The 21,377-nt window shown below is 67.8% G+C and carries 16 protein-coding genes; 8 read left to right on the plus strand and 8 right to left on the minus strand.

Annotated elements, in window-relative coordinates; genetic code table 11:
* On the minus strand, positions 1-1,602 hold the full coding sequence (locus H7V21_RS02890) for a tetratricopeptide repeat protein (RefSeq protein WP_188055130.1): 1,602 nt from the start codon (positions 1,600-1,602) through the stop codon (positions 1-3).
* Between the two features lie 4 nt (positions 1,603-1,606).
* Entirely contained in the window at positions 1,607-3,262 is a 1,656-nt protein-coding gene (locus H7V21_RS02895; RefSeq protein WP_188055131.1) for an electron transfer flavoprotein-ubiquinone oxidoreductase, read from the minus strand.
* A gap of 117 nt (positions 3,263-3,379) precedes the next feature.
* Here H7V21_RS02895 and H7V21_RS02900 point away from each other — a divergent pair, with 117 nt between their 5' ends.
* From H7V21_RS02900 to moaB, 3 genes are read left to right on the plus strand one after another with little or no spacing between them, the layout of a single operon-like run.
* Entirely contained in the window at positions 3,380-4,123 is a 744-nt protein-coding gene (locus H7V21_RS02900) for a uracil-DNA glycosylase family protein (protein WP_188055132.1), read from the plus strand.
* The gene (locus H7V21_RS02905) at positions 4,120-5,919 is read left to right on the plus strand and encodes a lytic transglycosylase domain-containing protein (protein ID WP_188055133.1); all 1,800 of its coding nucleotides are present in this window, start codon (positions 4,120-4,122) and stop codon (positions 5,917-5,919) included. Before H7V21_RS02900 ends, H7V21_RS02905 begins: the two co-directional genes overlap by 4 nt.
* Positions 5,909-6,436 (plus strand): molybdenum cofactor biosynthesis protein B, encoded by a 528-nt coding sequence (gene moaB / locus H7V21_RS02910; protein ID WP_188055134.1) that lies wholly within the window; start codon positions 5,909-5,911, stop codon positions 6,434-6,436. The genes H7V21_RS02905 and moaB overlap by 11 nt, the downstream gene beginning before the upstream one ends.
* A gap of 19 nt (positions 6,437-6,455) precedes the next feature.
* Here moaB and H7V21_RS02915 read toward each other — a convergent pair whose 3' ends face one another.
* Complete coding sequence (locus H7V21_RS02915; protein WP_188055135.1) at positions 6,456-6,812, minus strand: VOC family protein; 357 nt, start codon at positions 6,810-6,812, stop codon at positions 6,456-6,458.
* Positions 6,813-6,986: 174 nt separating this feature from the next.
* Here H7V21_RS02915 and H7V21_RS02920 point away from each other — a divergent pair, with 174 nt between their 5' ends.
* From H7V21_RS02920 to H7V21_RS02930, 3 genes are all read left to right on the plus strand, one after another.
* Positions 6,987-8,024, plus strand: a complete 1,038-nt coding sequence (locus H7V21_RS02920; RefSeq protein ID WP_188055136.1) for an SHOCT domain-containing protein — start codon at positions 6,987-6,989, stop codon at positions 8,022-8,024.
* An 88-nt stretch (positions 8,025-8,112) separates the two neighbouring features.
* Positions 8,113-9,198 carry a PA0069 family radical SAM protein gene (locus H7V21_RS02925; protein WP_262503978.1) on the plus strand — a complete coding sequence of 362 codons (1,086 nt, stop codon included), beginning with the start codon at positions 8,113-8,115 and terminating at the stop codon, positions 9,196-9,198.
* A 79-nt stretch (positions 9,199-9,277) separates the two neighbouring features.
* Complete coding sequence (locus H7V21_RS02930; protein ID WP_188055137.1) at positions 9,278-11,944, plus strand: M1 family metallopeptidase; 2,667 nt, start codon at positions 9,278-9,280, stop codon at positions 11,942-11,944.
* Between the two features lie 45 nt (positions 11,945-11,989).
* On the opposite strand, the gene H7V21_RS02935 is transcribed toward H7V21_RS02930, so the two are convergent.
* Both H7V21_RS02935 and dnaE read right to left on the minus strand, forming a co-directional pair.
* A complete protein-coding gene (locus H7V21_RS02935) occupies positions 11,990-13,585 on the minus strand; it encodes a long-chain fatty acid--CoA ligase (RefSeq protein WP_188055138.1) in 1,596 nt (531 codons plus the stop codon).
* A 114-nt stretch (positions 13,586-13,699) separates the two neighbouring features.
* Positions 13,700-17,278 carry a DNA polymerase III subunit alpha gene (gene dnaE, locus H7V21_RS02940; RefSeq protein ID WP_262503980.1) on the minus strand — a complete coding sequence of 1,193 codons (3,579 nt, stop codon included), beginning with the start codon at positions 17,276-17,278 and terminating at the stop codon, positions 13,700-13,702.
* Between the two features lie 332 nt (positions 17,279-17,610).
* Here dnaE and H7V21_RS02945 point away from each other — a divergent pair, with 332 nt between their 5' ends.
* Together H7V21_RS02945 and H7V21_RS02950 are read left to right on the plus strand one after the other, a co-directional pair.
* Positions 17,611-18,108 (plus strand): hypothetical protein, encoded by a 498-nt coding sequence (locus H7V21_RS02945; RefSeq protein ID WP_188055139.1) that lies wholly within the window; start codon positions 17,611-17,613, stop codon positions 18,106-18,108.
* Position 18,109: 1 nt separating this feature from the next.
* Positions 18,110-18,550 (plus strand): hypothetical protein, encoded by a 441-nt coding sequence (locus tag H7V21_RS02950; RefSeq protein WP_188055140.1) that lies wholly within the window; start codon positions 18,110-18,112, stop codon positions 18,548-18,550.
* Here the strand turns inward: H7V21_RS02950 and H7V21_RS02955 are convergent.
* From H7V21_RS02955 to H7V21_RS02965, 3 genes are all read right to left on the minus strand, one after another.
* Positions 18,547-19,023 carry a glutathione peroxidase gene (locus H7V21_RS02955; RefSeq protein WP_188055141.1) on the minus strand — a complete coding sequence of 159 codons (477 nt, stop codon included), beginning with the start codon at positions 19,021-19,023 and terminating at the stop codon, positions 18,547-18,549. The two genes, H7V21_RS02950 and H7V21_RS02955, sit on opposite strands and share 4 nt — an antisense overlap.
* Positions 19,024-19,229: 206 nt before the next feature.
* A complete protein-coding gene (locus H7V21_RS02960) occupies positions 19,230-19,904 on the minus strand; it encodes an ABC transporter ATP-binding protein (protein ID WP_188055142.1) in 675 nt (224 codons plus the stop codon).
* Complete coding sequence (locus tag H7V21_RS02965; protein ID WP_188055143.1) at positions 19,897-21,147, minus strand: lipoprotein-releasing ABC transporter permease subunit; 1,251 nt, start codon at positions 21,145-21,147, stop codon at positions 19,897-19,899. The genes H7V21_RS02960 and H7V21_RS02965 overlap by 8 nt, the downstream gene beginning before the upstream one ends.
* Positions 21,148-21,377 lie beyond the last annotated feature (230 nt).

The following is a 21,377-nucleotide window of genomic DNA, read 5'->3' on the forward strand; positions in this document are numbered from 1 at the left end:
TCAATTGGCGGCAGCGTCGGGGCCGTTCAGCCCCCGGCGCAGCTTGCGCTCGAGCCGCGCGGTATCCTCGGCATCGGCATAGACGGCGGCGGCGCGCCAGGCGTAGCGCGCCTCGTAGCGCCGATCGACTCGCCAATAGGCGTCGCCGAGATGCTCGTTGATGAGGCTGTCCGCCGGCGCGCCGCGCGCCGCCTGTTCGAGCAGCGGCACGGCGCGTTCATAGGCGCCGGTGCGATAATAGGCCCAGCCCAGCGAATCGGTGATGCCCGGATCGTCGGGCCGCAATTCGTTGGCGCGCTCGAGCATCGCGACTGCTTCCTCGACGTTCTCGCCGCGCTCGACCTGCGCATAGCCGAGCATGTTGAGGGCGACCGGCTGGTCCGGACCGAGCGCGACCGCGCGGCGCAGCGCGGGCAGCGCCTCGCTCCAGCGGCCGGCATTTTCCAGCGCGGCGCCGTGGCGATAATAGAGCAGCCAGCTCGCATCGGCCCCTGCGCGCTCGATCGCGAGAGCATAGGCGCGGGCGGCGGCGTCATGCTGTTCCTCGGCGGCGAGGAGATCGCCATAGCTCTGCGCATCCTCGCTGCTGGCGCCGCGCCGCTCGGCGATCTGCCGGGCACGGGCGAGCGCTTCGTCGGTGCGGCCGGCGCGCGAGAGTGCGCTCACGCGGACGAGCTCCGCATCATCGGCATAGGGGCTGTCCGACGCGATCTCGCCGAGCACCTCGTGCGCAAGGGCATCCGAGCCGGCCCGCGAAAGCGCATCGCCGAGATAGAGCCGCGCGCGATCGTCGGCGGGATCGAGCCGCAGCGCCATGCGCGTGAGCACGACCGAGAGCGGTATGGTGTCCTCGCGCGCAAGATCGGCGGCGAGGCGGAGAAACAGGCGCGCGGCACCGAACTGCGCGCCGGAAGGCGCGCCGCGGCCGAGCTCGCGGCGCAGCGCGGCAAATTCGGGCCCGCCGCCGGAGAGCAGCGCGCGCGCCTCGCGGCGATCGCCGCGCAAGGCGAGCAGGCGAGCGGCGTCGATACGCAGATCCTGCGCTTCCTGCCCGCCCGCGAGCAGCGTGCGGACGGCTGCCACTCCCTCCGCGGTGCGGCCGCTCGCGATCAGCAGCAGCGCGCGATGCTCCGCGATATAGCGGCGCGCGAGCAGATTGTTGGCGGGGGCATCGAGCGGCGCGAGCGGATCCTCGCCGCGCTCCAGCGCCAGCCATCCGGCAAGCGCCGGCGCGAGGAAATCGAGCGGCCCGGCGGCCATCGCATCGACTTCGGCTTGCGCGGCCGCGAGATCGCCGGCCTCCAGAGCCGTGGCGAGACGGAAGAGCGGCAGATCGGGCGCGGCCATTTCGGCGCGCGAGAGCACCGCGGCGGCGCGGGCAGCGAGCGCGAAGTCGCCGACCTCGAGCGCCTGGCGATAGGCGCGCACCGCGACCATCTCGTCATCGGGCGCGGCATCGAGCGCCCTGGCATAGCCGGCGGCGGCGGCACGGGCGGCGCCATCGGCGTCGGCGGCGCGGGCGCGGACATAATCGGCCGCCTGCCCCTGCTGGGCCTGCGCGGCGGGCGCGAGCGCTACAAGCGCCACGCCCGCGATCAGCACGTCCCTACATGTTCGGATAATTCGGGCCTCCGCCGCCTTCGGGAACCACCCAGTTGATGTTTTGGGTAGGGTCCTTGATGTCGCACGTCTTGCAGTGCACGCAGTTCTGGGCGTTGATCTGGAACCGCGGTTCGCCCTCTTCAAGCCCGACGACTTCATAGACCCCCGCCGGGCAGTAGCGCTGCGCCGGTTCGTCATAGACCGGAAGGTTGAAGCCGATCGGGATGCTGGGATCGTGCAGCGTGAGATGGACCGGCTGGTCCTCCTCGTGATTGGTGTTCGACACGAACACCGACGAGAGGCGATCGAAGGTGAGCACGCCATCGGGCTTGGGATAGTCGATCGGCGTCGCCAGATCCTTGCGGACCAGGCTCTCGTGATCGGGCTTGTGCTTCATCGTATAGGGCATGCGCAGCCCGAGATGCTCGGACCACATGTTGACGCCCGCGAGCATCGTGCCCCAGGTGTCGCCATATTTCTTGACGAGCGGGACGACGTTGCGGACGCCCTTCAGCTCCGAATAGACCCAGCTCGATTCATAGGCTGTGCCATAGGCGGAAAGCTCGTCATGCTCGCGGCCGGCGCGGATCGCGTCGAACGCCGCTTCGGCGGCCATCATGCCGGTCTTCATCGCGGTGTGCGTGCCCTTGATCCGGGGCACGTTCACGAAGCCCGCCGAGCAGCCGATCAGCGCGCCGCCGGGGAAGGTGAGCTTGGGCACCGACTGCCAGCCGCCGTCGTTGATCGCGCGCGCGCCGTAGGAGACGCGCTTGCCGCCCTCCAGCACCTCGGCGATCGCCGGATGCGTCTTCCAGCGCTGCATCTCCTCGAACGGGCGCAGATACGGGTTCTTGTAATTGAGCCAGACGACGAAGCCGAGCGCGACCTGCCCGTCGGCCTGATGATAGAGAAAGCCGCCGCCGTTCGAATCCTCGGTAAGCGGCCAGCCCTGGGTGTGGATCACGCGGCCCGGCACATGCTTGTCGGGATCGATGTCCCACAATTCCTTGATGCCGATGCCATAGACCTGCGGCTGCGAATCCTTGCGCAGATCGAACATGCGGATCAGCTCTTTCGAGAGATGGCCGCGCACGCCTTCCGCCAGGAAGGTGTATTTCGCATGGATCTCGATCCCCGGCGTATATTCCGGCTTGTGCGTGCCGTCGCGCGCCACCCCCATGTCGCCGGTGGCGACACCCTTCACCGAGCCGTCGTCGTTGAACAGCACCTCGGCCGCCGCGAAGCCGGGGAACACCTCGACCCCCATCTCCTGCGCCTTGTCGGCAAGCCAGCGGCAGAGATTGCCGAGCGAGCCGGTGTAGGTGCCCTTGTTGTTCATGAAGGGCGGCATCAGCAGATGCGGGAATTCGGACTTGCCCGTCTTCGACAGGATCCAGTGGTGGTTCTCGGTAACCGGAACCTGCGCCATCGGGCAGCCGTCTTCGCGCCACGTCGGCAACAGCTCGTCGAGCGCGCGCGGATCGACCACCGCACCCGACAGGATGTGCGCGCCGACTTCGGAGCCCTTCTCCAGCACGCAGACGGACAGCTCGGCCTCGGCCTCGGCGGCCAGCTGCTTGAGCCGGATCGCGGCGGAGAGGCCCGCAGGGCCCGCGCCGACGATCACGACATCATAGGGCATCGACTCCCGTTCGCTCATCGCTTTCTCCATTCGGGACGCTTATGGCACACGCTCGTCGCGCGCGCGCAACGCCTTGTCCTGCCCCGGATGGAGGCAGATTGACGGTGCAGTCAACCCGCGATTCAAAAGGATGGTATGGGGGTCGAACCGAACAGCGACTGGCAGGCGGCAGCGGCAAGCGCGCTGGAATGGTGGCGCGACGCCGGTGTCGACGTGCTCACCGAAGCGGACCCGCGCGACTGGCTGGCGCGCGCGCCTTTGCCTGCCGCAGCAGCGGCCGCGGCCACTGCCGGAGCGAATGCCGAAGCCGCTGCTCCCCTGCCCGAGACGCTCGAAGCGTTCGTCGCGTGGCGGATGGGGCCCGACGCGCCCGAAGCGGCATGGCACACGCCGCGCGTGGCGCCCGGCGGGCCCGCCGACGCTACGCTGATGGTGCTGGTCGACATGCCCGAGGCCGAGGACGCGGCGGCGGGCACGTTGCTGAGCGGCGCGGCGGGGCGGTTGTTCGACCGAATGCTCGCGGCGATCGGGCTGGAGCGCGAGCAGGTCTATCTGGCGCCGCTGGCCTACGCCCGCCCGGTAACCGAACAGCTGCCCGGCGACGCGGTCTCGCGGCTCCGCGAAGTGGCGCTGCATCACCTCGGGCTGATCGCGCCGCAGAAGCTGCTGCTGCTCGGTCGGGCGACGGAGCGTGTTCTGATCGGGACGAACCAAGCCTCGGACACCAAGAGTTTACATGCTATTAACCACTCGCAGGCCACAGTGATGGCGGCGGCGTGCCATCATCCCCGCTTCCTGTTGAAGCGTCCCGCCGCAAAGGCCGATGCCTGGAAAAATCTTCAGTTATTGCTGTCCGGGGGACCCAGCCAGTGCGTATGAGTTTCGTAGCCGCCGCCATTTTGATGGCGCTTCCCGCCACCGCCCAGGCCGAGAAGGCTCCAGGAGCGCTGCCCGAGATCGGCAGCGCTACCGGCGCACTCGCCGATGCGCCGAATCGCCGCGAGGGCGACGGCATTCCCGATCAGCTCTCCGGATCGCAGCGCGAGGAATATCGCGCGATCTTTGCGGCCATCCGCGGCGAGCGCTGGGACGAGGCGAAGCAGCGGCTGGAGGCAATGCGCCCCGGGCCGCTCCACCCGATCGCGCGCGCCGAACTCTACACCGCCGCCAATTCGCCCCGCGTCGAGCTCGAGCCGCTGCAGGCGCTGCTCGCCGAGGCTCCCGAACTGCCGCAGGCCGCGCAGATCGGCCGGCTGGCGGCGCTGCGCGGCGCGATGACTCAGGCGGCCCTGCCCGTCGAGCAGCGGCTGCGCTGGTATAACGCCGCGCCGGTTCGCCAGCGGCTGCGCGGGATCAGCACCGATCCGGTCGCGACCGAAGTGATCCTGGCGATGCAGCCGTTCATCCGCGAGGATGACGGCGCCGGTGCCGAGCAGACGCTTGCGCGCTTCGCCGCTGATCTTTCGCCCGAGGCGCGGACCGAGTGGCAGCAGAAGGTCGCCTGGATCTACTACACCGCCGGCGACGACGCGAACGCCCGCCGCATGGCCCGCGAGGCGCAGGCCGGCACGGGAGAGTTCGCCGCGCAGGCGGACTGGGTGCAGGGGCTTGCCGCCTGGCGCCAGCGCGATTGCCGCGACGCGGCGAGCGCATTCGACGCGGTTTCGCGCCGCGCGAGCGATCCCGAGATGCGTTCGGCCGGGCTCTACTGGCTGTCGCGCGCGCACATGGCGTGCGAGCGGCCCGGCGACGTGACCGCGGCGCTGCGCGGCGCGGCGCAATATGACGAGACCTTCTACGGCCTGCTCGCGCGGCAGGCGCTGGGCATCGAGGAAGCCGGCGCGGCGGGCGAGCAGTATGTGACCGCCGACTGGCGCGCGCTGCAGGAGCGCAGCAACGTCCGCACCGCCGCCGCGCTGATGGAAATCGGCGAGGCCGAGCTGGCCGAGGAAGTGCTCAAGCATCAGGCGCGGATCGGCAATGCGGGCGAACATGGGGCGCTGACGCGGCTTGCCGGGCGGCTGAACCTGCCTTCGACTCAGCTCTGGCTGTCGCACAATGCACCCGCCGACGCGCCGCCGGTCGAAATGGCGCGCTATCCCGCTCCCAACTGGACGCCCGACGGCGGCTGGCGAGTCGATCGCGCGCTGGTCTTTGCCCATACGCTCCAGGAATCGCGCTTCCGCACCGAAGTGCGCAGCGCGGCCGGCGCGATGGGGCTGATGCAGGTGCGCGAAGGCGCGGCAATCGACGTAAGCCGCCGCCGCGGCGTCGACTATGCCAGCGCCGACCTGACCGATCCGTCGATCAACATGGAGATCGGGCAGAGCTATCTGGAGCAGCTGCGCGACACCGCCTTCACCCAGGGGCTGCTGCCGAAGGTGATCGCGGCCTATAACGCGGGGCCGACGCCGGTGCAGGCATGGAACAGCCTGACCAAGGACAATGGCGATCCGCTGCTCTACATCGAATCCATCCCCTATTGGGAAACGCGCGGCTATGTGATGATCGTGCTGCGCAACTACTGGATGTACGAGCGGCAGGACGGCCGCCGATCGGCGAGCCGCGCGGCGCTGGCGCAGGGACTGTGGCCGCGCTTTCCGGGGCTTCCGGGGCAGGAAGGCGTACGGCTGAGCGGCGGTGGCGGCGGGCAGGCAATCGCCGGTGCCCGCTGACGCGCAGGCGGCGTTCCGGCCGGTCCGGATCGCGGTGCTGACGGTTTCGGATACGCGCGGACCCGAGGACGACCGATCGGGCGACCTGCTGGTCGAGCGGTTGACGGGCGCGGGACACACGCTCGCCGATCGGGCGATCGTGCGCGACGATGCCGAGGCGATCGCCGATACGCTCGACGCGTGGATCGACGATCCGCAGGTGGAAGTGATCCTCACCACCGGCGGCACGGGCGTGACCGGACGCGACGTGACGCCCGAGGCGCTGGCGCGGGTGTGGGACAAGGAGATTCCCGGCTTCGGCGAGCTGTTCCGCTGGCTGAGCTATCGCACGATCGGCACGTCGACGATCCAGTCGCGCGCGACCGCGGGCGTGGCGCGCGGCACCTATATCTTCTGCCTGCCCGGTTCGACAGGCGCAGTGAAGGACGGTTGGGACGGCATTCTGCGCGACCAGCTAGATATCCGCCACAAGCCCTGCAATTTCGTCGAGCTGCTGCCGCGGCTGACCGAGCGCTGAGGAACGGCGCGGCGGTAGGCTAGGCCGCCGCCCCCTCCCCGGCGGCAGGCGTCCACACCCCCATTTCGTGCCCCTGGGGATCGCGGAAGTGAAAGCGGCGCCCGCCCGGAAAGGCGAAGATCGGCCGTGTGACGACGCCGCCCGCGGCGACCACCCGATCGCGCGCCGCTTCGAGATCCGCCACTTCGATCACCGGCAGCAGCGCCGCGGTCGCCCCCTCCGCGTCGCCTTCCAGACCGAGATCGACGTCGCCGCTCGTCGTCGCCGCATAGGACGGCCCGAAATCAGTGAATTCCCAGCCGAACGCCGCCGAATAGAAGCGCCTGCTTCCCGCGACGTCGCCGACCGGCAGCTCGACATAGTTCAGCCGCGCCATCCTGTCCCTCCCACGTTGTTCCGGTTGTGTTCTACACGGTGGTCGATGCGCCGGCAAGCGACGGACTGCGCGTGCGGCACGTGGCGATGCGTTCGACACCAACTCGCATCCCTCCTCGCGACGCGGCGAGTCCACTTTCCTCCTATAATTGATGCCGACGAGGGGGAGAAACGCGTGACGGACTGGATCGGCGGGCTCGAACGGCTCAAGCAGCTGCGCGAGCAGGGACATCTGAGCGACGAGGAATTTCAGAACGCCAAGGCGCGGTTGCTGACCAATGATCCGCCGAGCGATTCCGAAACACCACAGGTCCAGGCACCGGCAGATGGACCCGACGCGCGCTGGTCAGACGTCGGGGAACCCGGCGACGAGGGCGGCCTCGCCTGGCGCAAGCCGATCGCGATCGGCGCGGTGCTTGCCGCTGTGGCCGCAGGTGGGGTCTATGCATGGACAGCGCCGGGCAACTCCCCCCTCTCGACAGGAGAGGCAGTTCTTCAGGCCGATGTGAATTGTCGCAGCACCCCCGGACTCGACGGGGAAGTTCGGGAAGTGCTGACGGAAGGAACGAGCGTCAAGGTCGCGGAGAATCGGGACGGCTGGAGCCGTGCTTCGACCCAGGGCTGCTGGGTCAAGGACACCTATCTGTCCGCCGTCGAGCCGATCGAGTCCGATCCGGCGGCACCGGCCCCGCCGGTTTCCAACGCCCTCATCCCCGCGGTGTACGACTTCACGCGCAATCCAAGCCAGGAGGCGATCGCGGCGGCCCACCAGATCCTGGCGGACAGCACGCACTGCATCGGCAGGCCACAGTATGAGGTCGGCAACACCTACGCCGATTTCGACCTCCGCAGCGGCGAGGTCGTTTATGTGGTGAAGGCCCGTACAGGCGATCTCCTGCCCGACAATGAAGCGACTTTCGAACGCGACGGACTGACGCTGCGGTTCAGCGGCGCGGAGGGTACGCTGAAAAGCATCTCTCTCGACGTCAAAGGCCTGACACAGGAAGACAGCGAGAACGCGATCCTTCATCTGGGTGAAAGGCAGGGCGGCTCGGTCGTGCCCCAAGCCGAGCCGCGCACCTGGAGCGGCACCGATATTCCCGTCGCGCTCGGCGGCTGGTGGCTCCGCTGCGGGATACCCGGCCAAGGCTCCGCGAAATGGCAAAGCCAGTATCAGGACGTCAGCAACGTGATCAGCCTGGTCAGAGACTGACCGGGCCAGCGGCCGCCGCAATCCTCCGCGCCGAAGCGGAGGGCTCCAGCGATTGTGGACACATGCCGCTTGCGATATCGTTCGTGATATGTTCTGGTCGGTCATGTCCACGCTTTCCGGCCGAGGCGCAACCGAAAACGCTGCGAGCGCGCGCTTCAACCTGCCGCAGCGCGCCGCCGACGGCGATTGGCTCGACATGCGCGAGGAAGTCGACGGCGCCCCGCCCCCGCTGCGCACCAGCGTTACGGTGGAGAAGCCGAAGACGATCCTCACGCGCAACCAGTCGCCCGACGTGCCGTTCGAGCGATCGGTGAACCCCTATCGCGGCTGCGAGCATGGCTGCATCTATTGCTTCGCGCGGCCGAGCCATGCCTATCACGACCTGTCGCCGGGCCTGGATTTCGAGACGAAGCTGTTCGCCAAGCCCGATGCGCCCGCGCTGCTGCGTGCCGAGCTGGCCAAGCCCGGCTATGTCTGCAAGCCGATCGCGTTCGGGACGAACACCGATCCCTATCAGCCGATCGAGCGCGAGTGGCGGATCACGCGCGGCTGCATCGAAGTGCTTGCCGAGCACGACCATCCGCTGACGATCACGACCAAATCGGATCGGGTGTGCCGCGATCTCGACCTGCTGGCGCCGATGGCCGCGAAGGGGCTGGTGGGCGTGATGCTGTCGGTCACTTCGCTCGATCCGAAGGTGGCGCGGACGGTGGAACCGCGCGCGCCGCATCCCGAAAAGCGGCTGGCGGCGGTGCGGCGGCTGGCGGATGCTGGCGTGCCGGTGTTCGTGTCGATCTCGCCGGTGATCCCGATGATCACCGATCACGAGCTGGAGCATCTGATCGAGCGCGCCGCGCAAGCCGGGGCGAAGGCGGCGTTCTTCATCCCCGTGCGGCTGCCGCACGAAGTGGCGCCGCTGTTTCGCGCCTGGCTCGACACGCATTTTCCCGATCGTGCGGGCAAGGTGATGGCGACGATCCAGTCGCTGCGCGGCGGGCGCGACAATGATCCCAATTTCGGCTCGCGGATGCGCGGGCAAGGGGTGTGGGCCGACCTGCTGCGCACGCGCTTCCACATCGCGTGCAGACGCCACGGGCTCGGCGGCGAGCGATTCAATGTGCGGACCGACCTGTTCCGCCCGCCCCGCGGCGCGCAGGGCGAGCTGTTCGGCTGACGCGGGGCCGCGTGGCGCCCATTGCCGAGCGAGCGGCCGCGCCCTAAGCCGATGCGACTTGCCAGAAGGAGCTCCCGGAATGCGGCCGTTGCTGTTGCTTAGCTGTGCCTTTCTTACCCTCGCCTCCGCCCAGGCGCAGACGGCGCCGGAGCTTCCCTCCGCTGAGGCCGCTACCGAACAGGCGCTGCCGACCGGCCGGCTGCCGGACACGGTGACTCCGACCGCCTATCGGCTCGATTTCACCATCCTGCCCGAAAGCCCGACCTTTTCCGGCCATACCGAGATCGACGCCACGCTGAACGCGGCGGCGCGGACGATCTATCTCCACGGTCGCGATCTCGAGGTCGAGCGGGCGACGGTGACCGCGGGCGGCCAGAGCTATCCGGTGACGTTCGAACAGCGCAACCCGTTCGGGCTGGCGACGGTCGACTTCGGGCGCGAGCTTCCTCCCGGGCGGATCACGCTGACCTTCGACTATGAAGGCAAGCTGCAGGAAGACGTGCCCTCGGGCCTCTATCGCGTGAAGGTGGAGGACGAATGGTACAGCTGGACTCAGTTCCAGTCGATCGACGCCCGCTCCGCCTTCCCCGGCTTCGACGAGCCGGGATACAAGACGCCGTTCACCGTGAGCATCGCCACCGCGCCGGACAATCTGGCGGTGAGCAATGCTCCCGAGGTTCGCAGCGAGACCGAAGGCAATATGGTGCGCCACCATTTCGCGCCGACGCCGCCGCTGCCGACCTATCTGGTCGCGCTGGTGACCGGGCCGTTCGTGACGGCCGAGGCAGTGATCCCGCCCACCCCGCAGCGCGCCGAGCCGCTGCCGCTGCGGATCGTGGGGACGAAGCCGAACGCCGACCGGCTGCGCTATGCACTGGAGGAGACGGGGCCGATCGTGGCGCTGCTCGAATCCTACTTCGATCAGGCCTTTCCCTTCCCCAAGCTCGACCAGATCGGATCGCCGATCATGCCCGGTGCGATGGAGAATGCCGGAGCCGACATCTATGGCGACGACATCCTGTTCGTCACCGAGGACTCGAGCAAGGAGGACAAGCAGGCGTTCGGCATGATCGTCGCGCATGAGCTGTCGCACCAATGGTTCGGCGACTATGCCACACCGGCCTGGTGGGACGACATCTGGCTGAACGAGAGCTTCGCCAACTGGATGGGCTATCGCATCGGCGACGAATGGCGCCCCGAGCTCGACATCGGCACTGGCGCGCTGGCCGAGGGCTTCGAGGCGATGGAGCTGGATTCGCTGACCGTCGGGCGCCCGATCCATGAGCGCGTGACCAGCGACGCCGATATCGATTCGACCTTCGACCAGATCACCTATGGCAAGGGCGGACAGGTGGTGGCGATGATCGCCGCCTATCTGGGCGACGAGAAGTTCCGCGAAGGCGTGCGGCTGCACATGGAGCGCCATCCCTACGGCACCGCCGCGACCGACGACTTCTTCGATTCGCTGGCGACCGCGGCCGACGATCCGCGCGTACTCGCGTCGCTGCGCAGCTTCGTCGATCAGCAGGGCGTGCCGCTGGTGACGCTGACTCGCCGGGACGGCGGCTGGACGGCGACTCAGTCGCCCTATGCGCATCTGGGCACGACGCCCGAGCCACGCCAGTGGATCGTCCCGCTGTGCATGCAGCGCGGCGCGGCGACACGCGAATGCGTGCTGCTCGACCAGCCGAGCGTTGCGATCGCCGATGTGTCGGGAGCCGGGCCGCTGATGCCGAACGCAGGCGGCCAGGGCTATTATCGCTTTGCGCTGCCCCAGGCCGAATGGGATGCGTTGATCGCCGCTGCCCCGTCGCTCTCCTCGGGCGAGGCGATCGCGCTGATCGACAGCCTGTGGGCGGGTTTCCGCGCCGGCAACGTGCCGGTGGAGAAGCTGGTCGCGGCGGCGCGCGTCCTGGCGCGTCACCCCGACGCGGAAATCGCGCTCGACAGCGGCAACCGGCTCGCCGCGCTGGAAGAGGACGGCCTGATCTCCGAGGCGGCGCTCCCCGCCTTTCGCGCGACCGTGGCCTCGATCTATCGGCCGTTCCTCGACGAACTGGGCAGCGACGTCCGGGCCGGCGCCTATGCCGAGGACAACGCCGCCCGCCGCGACCTTCGATCGGCGCTGATCGAGCTGACCGCCGACACCGGCCGCGATGCCGAACTGCGCGAGTCGCTGACCGCCGCCGCCGACGCCTATCTAGCCGGCGACGCCGACGCGCTCGACCCGGCGATGCGCGGTGCCGCGTTCCGCTATGCCGCCGCCGACCGCGGCGTGCCGTTTGCGATGCAAGTGGCGCAGCGGGCGATGTCGAGCAGCGACGCCGCGTTTCAGCAGATGGCGATGGGCGCGCTGATGCAATCGGGCAACCCGGACGTCGGCAGGTTCCTGCTGGGCCTGTTGAGCAACGAGGCGGTTCCCGCCGGTCAGCGGATGTTCGCGCTCTATGGACTGCTGGGCAGCGCCGGAACCCGCGACGTGGCGTTCGACTTCCTCGCGGAGAATTTCGAGACCTTCTCCGGCGGCGGCGGCGGCATCTTCTTCGCGCGCGCGGGCCAGGCATTCGCCGGATTCTGCTCGGCCGAGCGGGCGACCGCACTCGAAGAGCGCGTCCTGCCGATCCTGGAGCAGGCGGGCGGTTCGCTGAGCCTGCGCCGAGCGATCGAACAGATCCGCAACTGCGCCACGTTCAAGCAGGCAAAGGCGGAAGACGTGAGCGCCGCCTTCCTGGCGATGCAGCGCTGAGCCGCGCGCCCGCCGCCCGAACGGATCGGGCGGCGGGCACCGCGATCAGGCGGCGGTTTCGAGCCGATAGTCGCGATAGCGTTCCCGGATCGCGGTCTTGAGCAGCTTGCCGGTCGCGGTGTGCGGCAGCTCGTCGACGAACTCGATCGCGTCGGGCAGCCACCATTTGGCGACATGCTGCTCGAGATAGGCAAGTATCTCGTCCGGTGTCACGTCGCTGCCCTCTTTGCGCACCACCAGCAGCAGCGGGCGCTCGTCCCATTTGGGGTGCGGAACGCCGATCGCGGCAGCTTCGGCAACTCCGTCGCAGCCGACGGCGGCATTTTCCAGCTCGACGGAGCTGATCCATTCGCCGCCCGACTTGATGACATCCTTCGACCGGTCGGTGATCTGCATCGTGCCGTCGGGATGCAGCACCGCGACGTCGCCGGTATCGAACCAGCCGTCGTCGGTGAGCGCGTCCTCCTCGGCCTTGAAATAGCGCTTGATGATCCAGGGCCCGCGCACCTGGAGCCGGCCCGAACTCTTGCCGTCGCGCGGCTGGCGGACGCCTTCATCGTCGACGATGCGCAGTTCGACGCCGAACGGCACCTTGCCCTGCTTCGTCACTTGCTCGACCTGCTGCTCGAAGCTCAGCTCGTCCCAATCCGGCGAGGGGGCCCCCATGGTGCCGATCGGCGAGGTTTCGGTCATCCCCCAGGCATGGTTCACTCGCGCGCCCATCTTCATGATCCGCTCGATCATCGCGCGCGGCGCGGCCGAGCCGCCGATCGTGACGATCTTGAGATGCTCGGGCGCGTTGCCGGTCGCGTCCATATATTGGAACATCGCGAACCACACGGTGGGCACGCCGGCCGTGTGGGTCACTTTCTCGCGGTTCATCAGTTCGCACAGCACCGCCGGCTCGTTGACCGCCGACATCACCAGCTTGGTGCCCACCGCAGGCGCGGCGAACGGCAGCCCCCAGCCGACGGCATGGAACATCGGCACGATCGGCATGCAGACCGCACGCTGCGACAGATCGAACACGTCGGGCTGAAGCTCGGCGATGGCATGAATCACGCTGGAGCGGTGGGTATAGATCACGCCCTTCGGATTGCCCGTCGTGCCGCTGGTGTAGCAGAGCATGCAGGGCTCCTTCTCGTCGCCCTCCACCCAGCTGTAATTGCCGTCCTCCTGCGCGATCACCGCCTCGAAACTGTCGGCGCCGTCGCCATCGAAAACGATATAATGCTCGATCGTCTTCCACTGCGGCTTCAGCTTCTCGACCAGCGGCGCGAACGCACGATCGTAGAGAAGAACCTTATCCTCGGCGTGGTTGGCGATATATTCGAGCTGATCGTGGAACAGGCGCGGATTGATCGTGTGGATGATCCCGCCCATGCCGATCGCGCCGTACCAGGCGACGAGATGGCGATGGTGGTTCATGCCGAGCGTGGCGACGCGATCGCCGGGCTTCACGCCCATCCGCTCGAGCGCCTGGGCCAGCTTCTTCGAATCGCGGGCGATACCCGCCCAGGTCGTCCGTGTCTCGCTGCCGTCGGCCCAGCGGCTGACGATCTCCCGCGACCAATGCTCGCGTTCGGCGTGATCGAGCAATCGCATCACGCGCAGCTCGAAGTCCTGCATGGCACCCAGCATCACTCTCTCCGGCTTTTCGTTTGCGCAAGCCTAGCGTGAGGCAGCGAGCCGAGTCGAGTGGCCGTGCTGTCGAAGGGACTGAATCGCGGCCGGGCCGTGCTCGGAGAGCGGGCGTCAGGCGACCGAAGCGAGCCGTGTCTCGGCAGACTTGAGCGCGGCCCAACGGATCCCGTCGAGGCGCTCGATCCGCGCGGCGAGCTCTCCGTCGAGGCGAAAGTCGCGGCCGAGCACCAGTTCGGCTTCGCCTTCGGGCTCCAGCGGTGCGCGGACATGGACTTCGCCGCGGCCGCCGCGCTGCTCCCCGACGATACAGGCAAGCAACGGCAGCACCTGGGGATCGTCGATCGCGAGATCGAGCACCAGCCGTGCGCTGTTTGCCAGTGCCTCGAACGGCTGGACGCGCTTCACGGTGACGCGGGGCGTCTCCTCGCCCGGCCGCCGGTCGAGCTCGACGGTGAGCACCGCACAGCCGCCCTCGCGGGCAGCCTCTTCGAGATCGTTCGAGGCCGCTTCGTCGAAGCAGGTCGCGACGAGCTGACCGGTAGCGTCCGAAATGCCTGCCATCAGATAGCGGTTGCCGCGCGCGGAGGTGCGCCAGCGCGCGTCCTCGACCAGCGCCGCCACCATCGCGCCGACACGCGCACCTTCGGGCACCGGCACATCGGCCAGGCTGGCGAGCGTCCGAGCGCCATGGACGCGCGCGAGATGCGCATAGCGGTCGAGCGGATGCGCCGAGAAATAGAAGCCGAACGCGTCCTTTTCCGCGGAGATCCGCTGAGTGAGCGACCAGTGCGCGCTCGTCGGAAGCTGGATGCGCGAGCCACCCGGCTCGGCATCGCCGAACAGGCCCCCCTGCCCGCTCGTGCGGCTTTCATGGGTGCGCTGCGCCACCGCCAGGATCGTTTCCGCGGCGGCGTGGACGCCGGCACGATCGGGCTCGATCGAATCGAATGCGCCCGCGCCCGCCAGCGTTTCGAGCTGCCGCTTGTTGAGCAGCCGCGGATCGACCCGCGTGGCGAGATCGTCGAGCGACTGGAACCGACCGCCCTCGGCACGCTCGGCGACCAGCAGCTCCATGGCGCGCTCGCCGAGCCCCTTGAGGGCGGCGAGACCATAGCGGACCGCGAGGCCGTCCTGCGCCTCCTCCACCGAGAATTCCGCTTCGCTTTCGTTGAGATCGGGCGGCAGGCAAGTGACGCCGAGGCGCTTCATGTCGTCGGCGAAGATCGCGAGCTTGTCGGTCTGATCGAGATCGAAGCACATCGATGCGGCGAAGAATTCGTGCGGGTGATGCGCCTTGAGCCACGCAGTCTGATAGGCGAGCAGCGCATAGGCCGCGGCGTGCGACTTGTTGAAGCCATAGCCGGCGAACTTGGCGATCAAATCGAACAGCTCGTTGGCCTTGGCCTCGCCGATCTGATTGTGCTCGGCGCACCCGGTGACGAAGATCGCGCGCTGCTTTTCCATCTCCGCGGGAATCTTCTTGCCCATCGCGCGGCGCAGCATGTCCGCACCACCGAGCGTATAGCCCGCCAGCACCTGCGCGGCCTGCATCACCTGCTCCTGATAGACGAAGATCCCGTAGGTCTCGTTCAGAATGTCCTCGAGCAGCGGGTGCGGATATTCGATCGACTCGCGGCCGTTCTTGCGCGCGCCGAACAGCGGGATGTTGTCCATCGGGCCCGGGCGGTAGAGCGAGACGAGCGCGATGATGTCGCCGAAATTGGTCGGGCGCACGGCGGACAGAGTGCGCCGCATCCCTTCCGATTCGAGCTGGAACACGCCCACCGTGTCGCCGCGCTGGAGCAGTTCGTAAACGCCCGCGTCCTCCCAGCCGAGCGCCGCGAGATCGACGGCGATGCCGCGCTTCCCGAGCAGCGCCACCGCCTTGTCGAGCACCGAAAGCGTCTTGAGGCCGAGAAAGTCGAACTTCACCAGACCCGCCGCCTCGACATATTTCATGTCGAACTGAGTGACGGGCATGTCGGAACGCGGATCGCGATAGAGCGGCACCAGCTCGGCGAGCGGTCGGTCGCCGATCACCACGCCCGCGGCATGGGTCGAGCTGTGCCGCGGCAGCCCTTCCAGCCGTGAGGCGAGATCCCACAGGTGGCGCACCTGCGGATCGCCCTCGATTTCCGAATGCAGCTCGCTGACGCCGTTATAGGCACGGTCGAGCGTCCAGGGATCGGTGGGATGATTGGGGACGAGCTTGGCCAGCCGGTCGACATGGCCATAGCTCATCTGGAGCACGCGGCCGGTGTCCTTCAGCACGGCGCGTGCCTTCATCGTACCGAAGGTGATGATCTGCGCCACGGTATCGCGGCCGTATTTCTGCTGGACGTAGCGGATCACTTCGCCGCGCCGCGTTTCACAGAAATCAATGTCGAAGTCCGGCATCGACACGCGTTCGGGATTGAGAAAGCGTTCGAACAGCAGGCCGAGCTTGATCGGATCGAGATCGGTGATGGTGAGCGCCCAGGCGACCGCCGAGCCCGCGCCCGAACCGCGGCCCGGCCCGACCGGAATGTCGTTGTCCTTCGCCCATTTGATGAAATCGGCGACGATCAGGAAATAGCCCGGAAAGCCCATGCCGACGATCACGTCGAGCTCATATTCGAGCCGCGCGAAATAATCGGGAAAGCGCTGGCGGAGCGCGTCTTCGGAGCAGTCCGGGGCGGCAGGCGCCGCTGGCGCTCCCTCCCCCGGATCGGCCGTGGTTTCGACCGCTGCCGCACCCGATTCGAGCGCGACGATCTTGGCGAGCCTGCGCAGGAGGCCGGCGCGCGCCTGCTCGCGCAGCATCGCCGCCTCACCTTCGCGGTCGCCGGCGAGGCTGGGCAGGATCGGCTTGCGCTTGGGCGCGGCAAAGGCGGTGCGCTGGGCGACGACCAGCGTGTTCGCGAGCGCCTCCGGCAAGTCGGCGAACAGGGTTTCCATCTCGCCGGCCGGCTTCATCCAAGCATGGGGCGAGCTGCGCCGGCGATCGTCGCTCGCGACATAGCTCGACCCCGCAATGCACAGCATCGCGTCGTGCGCCTCGTGAAAATCCTCCTCGGAAAAGCAGCACGGATTGGTCGCGACCAGCGGCAGGCCGCGATCATAGGCGAGATCGAGCAGTTTCGGCTCGGCCAGGGTTTCGGTCTCGTCGAAGCGGCGCGAAATCTCGAGATAGAGCCGGTCGCCGAACAGCGCCTGGAGCGCATCGGCGTATCTGCCCGCCGCGGTGTCCTGCCCCTCGGCATACAGGCGCGCGAGCGCTCCCTCGCCGCCGGCAGTGAGCGCGATCAGGCCGTCGCAGCGGCCCTGAAGCGCGTCGAACGGGATATGCGCGTCCCATTCGATCGGCCGGTCGAGATGCGCCATCGAAACGAGTGCACAAAGATTCTCATAGCCGGTCGCGTCCTGCGCATAGAGCGCGAGCCAGTCGATCGCTGGCGCGGCGCCGTCGGCCGGATCGGGCCTAGCCACAGCGAGCAGCGTGCCGACGATCGGCTGCACGCCGGCCTTGGCGCAGGCATCCGAGAAGGGCATCGCGGCATAGAGGCCGTTGCGATCCGCGACTGCCACCGCCGGGAAGCCGAGTTCGCGCGCGCGCGCGGCGATCGCCTTCGGCTCGATGGCGCCTTCCAGCATCGTGAAGGAGGAGAAGACGCGTAGCGGAACGAAGCCCGAGTGCATGCCCCCGGTCATGGCGCCGGAGCGGCCGCTTGCCAAGCCGGCGCACCGAGTTGTCCACGGATAATTAGCGCATTGTAGAAAGAGCGAAGCAGGTGCGCGTACACGTGCAAACCCTTAGCGCGTTTCCCTCATAGGGGAGTCCTCGGAATGGTTAATGGGGCGCCGGCGAAGCTAGCTAATGCAACGCCGAATCGCGGCGCAGAAATGGTTAATCGCAGGATCACCTTAGGACGATAAGATTGGCGGACGCGGGGGGTCGGTTACTTCCTCCGCGAAGAATATCGGCTGTGAGTTCGAGGGCGGACTCGCCGGAAATTTGCTCAGATCAAGAAAGAGTAGCGTCGATGACGACCCTGTTTCATGGCAGCGCACTTTGCGAGGTGGATGCGGACGGCACCCTGCCCGTCCCCGAGTTCCTCGCCGAGGCGCTGGGAGCGGCCGCACCCGGGACCGAGATCCTGGTGTCCCGACACGAAGCGGACCAGTGCCTGGTCGCCTATCCCCGCGATCATCTGCAGACGCTGCGGCGCCAGACCGAGCGGCGGCGCCGCGCGGAAGAACGCGCGGGACGCGACCCGCGCGGCCATCACCGGCGCGTGCGGCGTACGTTCGGAGCGATCGAGCCGATGCCGCGCACCGCGAGCCGCATGTGCATTCCGCCAGCGATGCGCCACCTGGGCCGGATCGACGCGCTGGCACTGTTCGTCGGCGCGGGAGAGAGCTTCGAAATCTGGAATCCCGACCTCGCGGCGGCGAGCGACGACGATCATTTCCGCGATCTGGCTGCGTGGAGCCTCGACGCCCGCGGCCGCGACACCAATTCGACTCCGGGAGAGCAGTGACATGGGCGGCCTGTGCAGCATCGTCGGCCATACGGCCGAATCGCTTCACCACCACAACCAGGGTCTGGACTTCAGCAGCTGCCATCAATGCGGCTGCGATCTGATCCGCGCAGATGGTGACTGGACCGAAGTGCCGCGCGGGTTTCGCGTGGTGTGGAAGGAGTTCGGCCGGGCGAGCGACGCCGCCTCGGTCGCTGCGCGGATGCGGCGTCCCGCCCCTCCGCCGCCGCGGCGCGAGCCGCGCAATCCCCCGCCAAAATCCCGCCGCGATCCGCGCGGGAGGCCGCTGATGGGCGCGGTTCACATGCTCGGCACGCTGGCGCAACTCGGCAAGCTGCTGCGCAACGCCGAATGCGGCGACGACGGTCGCGTCGAACCGAGCGACGACTATGTGATCCTGCTGCCGGGCGCGAAGCGCGCGAGCGGAGCCGAGCGCCGCTAGAGGAGCGCTTCGATGTCCGGCGCAATGCGAAGGGGCGGGGTGGCAGGGGCGAACCGCATCACCGCCCGGCCGCTGCGATCGACGAGGAACTTGGTGAAGTTCCATTTGACCGCGCGCGATCCCAACATCCCCGGCGCCTGTTCCTTCAGGGCGCGGAAAAGCGGCGACTGGTGCCGCCCGTTGACCGCGGTCTTGCCGAAGATCGGGAAACTGATGCCATAGGTGCCGACGCAGAAGCTCAGAATATCCTCGGACGAACCGGGCTCCTGCCCGCCGAACTGGTTGCACGGGAAGGCGAGCACCGCGAAGCCGCGGTCCTGATACCGCCGGTGCAGCTCCTCGAGCGCGGCATATTGCGGCGTGAAGCCGCATTTCGACGCCGTGTTCACGATCAGCAGCACCTGGCCGGCAAAACCGCTCAGGCTCGCAGGAGAGCCGTCCGCTCCCGTCACAGTGAGATCCGTTACCGCCATCGACGCCCCCTGTTGGCGCGCCGGCAACAGCACGAGCCGCTGTGGCGCGATCCTCCGCGGATCGCGCGCACTAGATCATCGCGGGGCGGGGCCGGCCATCCGGCATGTCCCTAGGTGCACGGCCGGTCAGCGACTCGCCTCGACCGTCCAAGGCGGTCGCAGCATCGGGAGGAAGCGCTACCGATCGGCCGCCTCCACCGTCTCGATCACTCCAGATGCCCCTCGTGCAGTCGGACCACCCGGTCCACGCGCTGCGCCAATCGCTCATTGTGAGTCGCGATCAGCGCCGCGGAGCCTTCCCCACGCACCAGCCGCAGGAACTCGGCGAGCACGACGTCCGCGGTCGCTTCGTCGAGATTGCCGGTGGGCTCGTCCGCCAGCACCAGCGCAGGGCGGTTGGCGAGCGCGCGCGCCACGGCGACACGCTGCTGCTCGCCGCCCGAAAGCTGGTTGGGCCGATGGGTGAGCCGCTCCGCCAGGCCCAGCGCACCGAGCAGCCGCTCGGCACGGGCTTCCGCATCAGCACGCGTGGCGCCCTGAATGAGCTGCGGCAGCACGACATTCTCGACCGCATTGAAGTCGGGAAGCAGATGGTGGAACTGATAGACGAAGCCGAGCTGATCGCGGCGAACCTCGGTGCGCTGCGCGCTTTCGAGCTGCGACACTTCGCGGCCTGCAATCCGGATCGAGCCTTCGAAACCGCCTTCGAGCAACCCGACTGCCTGGAGCAGAGTCGATTTGCCCGAGCCGGACGGGCCGAGCAGCGCGACGATCTCTCCCGGCGCGACGTCGAGATCGACACCCCGCAGCACATCGATCCGCGCATGCGCCTGAGTGAAGCTGCGCTTGAGGCCGCGCGTGGCGAGAACCGGCTCACTCATAGCGCAGCACCTGCACCGGATCGGTGCTCGCCGCCTTGTAGGCGGGATAGAGGGTGGCGAGAAAGCTGAAGATCAGCGCCATCACGGCGATGCCGATCACTTCGACCGGATCGGTCTTGGCGGGCAGTTCGGTAAGGAAACGCATCGAGGGATCCCAGACGTTCTGACCGGTCACCAGACCGATGAAAGCGACGACGCTCTGGCGGAAGGTGATGAACAGGAAGCCGAGCGCGAGCCCAGCACCGATCCCGAGCACGCCGATCGTGGTGCCCACCGTCACGAAGATGCGCAACAGGCTCGATCGGTTCGCGCCCATGGTCCGCAGAATGGCGATGTCCCGAGTCTTGGCACGCACCAGCATGATGAGCGACGACAGGATATTGAAGACCGCCACCAGGATGATGATCGACAGCACGGTGAAGGTGACGATCCGGTCGACCGCCAGCGCCTCGAACAGCTGGGCGTTCATCTGGCGCCAGTCGACGATCTGCCCGCGCGCGCCGACCTGTTCGGCAAGCGGCGCGAGGATCGTGTCGACGCGGTCGGCATCGACGGTCTCGAGCTCGACCATGCCGACGGCGTCGCCGAGCAGCAGCAATGTCTGCGCATCCTGCATCGGCATGATGACGAACGCCTTGTCATAGTCGTAGACGCCGACTTCGAAGATCGCGGCGACGCGATATTTCACGATGCGGAACATAGTGCCGAACGGCGTGGTCGCGCCCGCAGGATTGATGATCGAGATTTCGCTGCCGAGCGTGGCGCCCAGTGATTCGGCAAGACGCGAGCCGATTGCGATCTGTTCGCCGCCCGATTCGAGTGCCTCGAGCGACCCGAGCACTTCCCTGCCCTTCAGCGTCTCGTTGGTGCGGATGTCCTCGATCCGCATGCCGCGCACGAGCGCGAATTCGACACGGCCGTTGAAGCTGGCGAACAGCGGCTGCTCGATCAGCGGCGTGGCCGAAGTGACGCCGGGCGTCTCCTGCGCTTCGCGGACGATGTCCCGCCAGTCGCGCAACTGCCCGCCATAGCCCTGGATCACGGCATGGCCGTTGAGCCCGGTGATCTTGTCGAACAGCTCGGCACGAAAGCCGTTCATCACGCTCATCACGACCACGAGCGCCGCCACGCCCAGCATGACGGCGACGAGACTGATGGAAGCGACGAGGAAGATGAACGCCTCGCCGCGGCCTGGGAGCAGATAGCGGCGGGCGATCATGCGCTCGTAGCGCGAAAGCAGCATGTGGCGGGAAAACCCTCGATTGCGCGTGAAACGACCGCGCTGCTCTAGGGCAAGCACGGCCCCGGTGGCAAACCTCTATGCTGTTGCCGAATGAACACAGGGTGAAGTCAAACTGTTGGATGCGGCCGCATAGCCGGTGACAAAGCACGATAGGGCACGTACCAAAAGCATACGAAGCGCAGGCAAAGGCCGTGGTTCGGGGAGGCATCACGCCCCGCTTGTCGAGAGAA

The sequence above is a fragment of the Sphingosinithalassobacter sp. CS137 genome, from assembly GCF_014334115.1.
Classification (GTDB): Bacteria; Pseudomonadota; Alphaproteobacteria; order Sphingomonadales; family Sphingomonadaceae; genus Sphingomonas.

What these genes read in the sequence shown, in the direction of transcription:
- H7V21_RS02955 (WP_188055141.1), bottom strand. Translation starts at nt 19,023, where the DNA reads ATGGCGGTAACGGATCTCACTGTGACGGGAGCGGACGGCTCTCCTGCG.
- H7V21_RS02895 (WP_188055131.1), bottom strand. Translation starts at nt 3,262, where the DNA reads ATGAGCGAACGGGAGTCGATGCCCTATGATGTCGTGATCGTCGGCGCG.
- dnaE (WP_262503980.1), bottom strand. Translation starts at nt 17,278, where the DNA reads ATGACCGGGGGCATGCACTCGGGCTTCGTTCCGCTACGCGTCTTCTCC.
- H7V21_RS02915 (WP_188055135.1), bottom strand. Translation starts at nt 6,812, where the DNA reads ATGGCGCGGCTGAACTATGTCGAGCTGCCGGTCGGCGACGTCGCGGGA.
- H7V21_RS02965 (WP_188055143.1), bottom strand. Translation starts at nt 21,147, where the DNA reads ATGCTGCTTTCGCGCTACGAGCGCATGATCGCCCGCCGCTATCTGCTC.
- H7V21_RS02960 (WP_188055142.1), bottom strand. Translation starts at nt 19,904, where the DNA reads ATGAGTGAGCCGGTTCTCGCCACGCGCGGCCTCAAGCGCAGCTTCACT.
- H7V21_RS02945 (WP_188055139.1), top strand. Translation starts at nt 17,611, where the DNA reads ATGACGACCCTGTTTCATGGCAGCGCACTTTGCGAGGTGGATGCGGAC.
- H7V21_RS02905 (WP_188055133.1), top strand. Translation starts at nt 4,120, where the DNA reads ATGAGTTTCGTAGCCGCCGCCATTTTGATGGCGCTTCCCGCCACCGCC.
- H7V21_RS02930 (WP_188055137.1), top strand. Translation starts at nt 9,278, where the DNA reads ATGCGGCCGTTGCTGTTGCTTAGCTGTGCCTTTCTTACCCTCGCCTCC.
- H7V21_RS02935 (WP_188055138.1), bottom strand. Translation starts at nt 13,585, where the DNA reads ATGCTGGGTGCCATGCAGGACTTCGAGCTGCGCGTGATGCGATTGCTC.
- H7V21_RS02925 (WP_262503978.1), top strand. Translation starts at nt 8,113, where the DNA reads ATGTTCTGGTCGGTCATGTCCACGCTTTCCGGCCGAGGCGCAACCGAA.
- H7V21_RS02900 (WP_188055132.1), top strand. Translation starts at nt 3,380, where the DNA reads ATGGGGGTCGAACCGAACAGCGACTGGCAGGCGGCAGCGGCAAGCGCG.
- H7V21_RS02950 (WP_188055140.1), top strand. Translation starts at nt 18,110, where the DNA reads ATGGGCGGCCTGTGCAGCATCGTCGGCCATACGGCCGAATCGCTTCAC.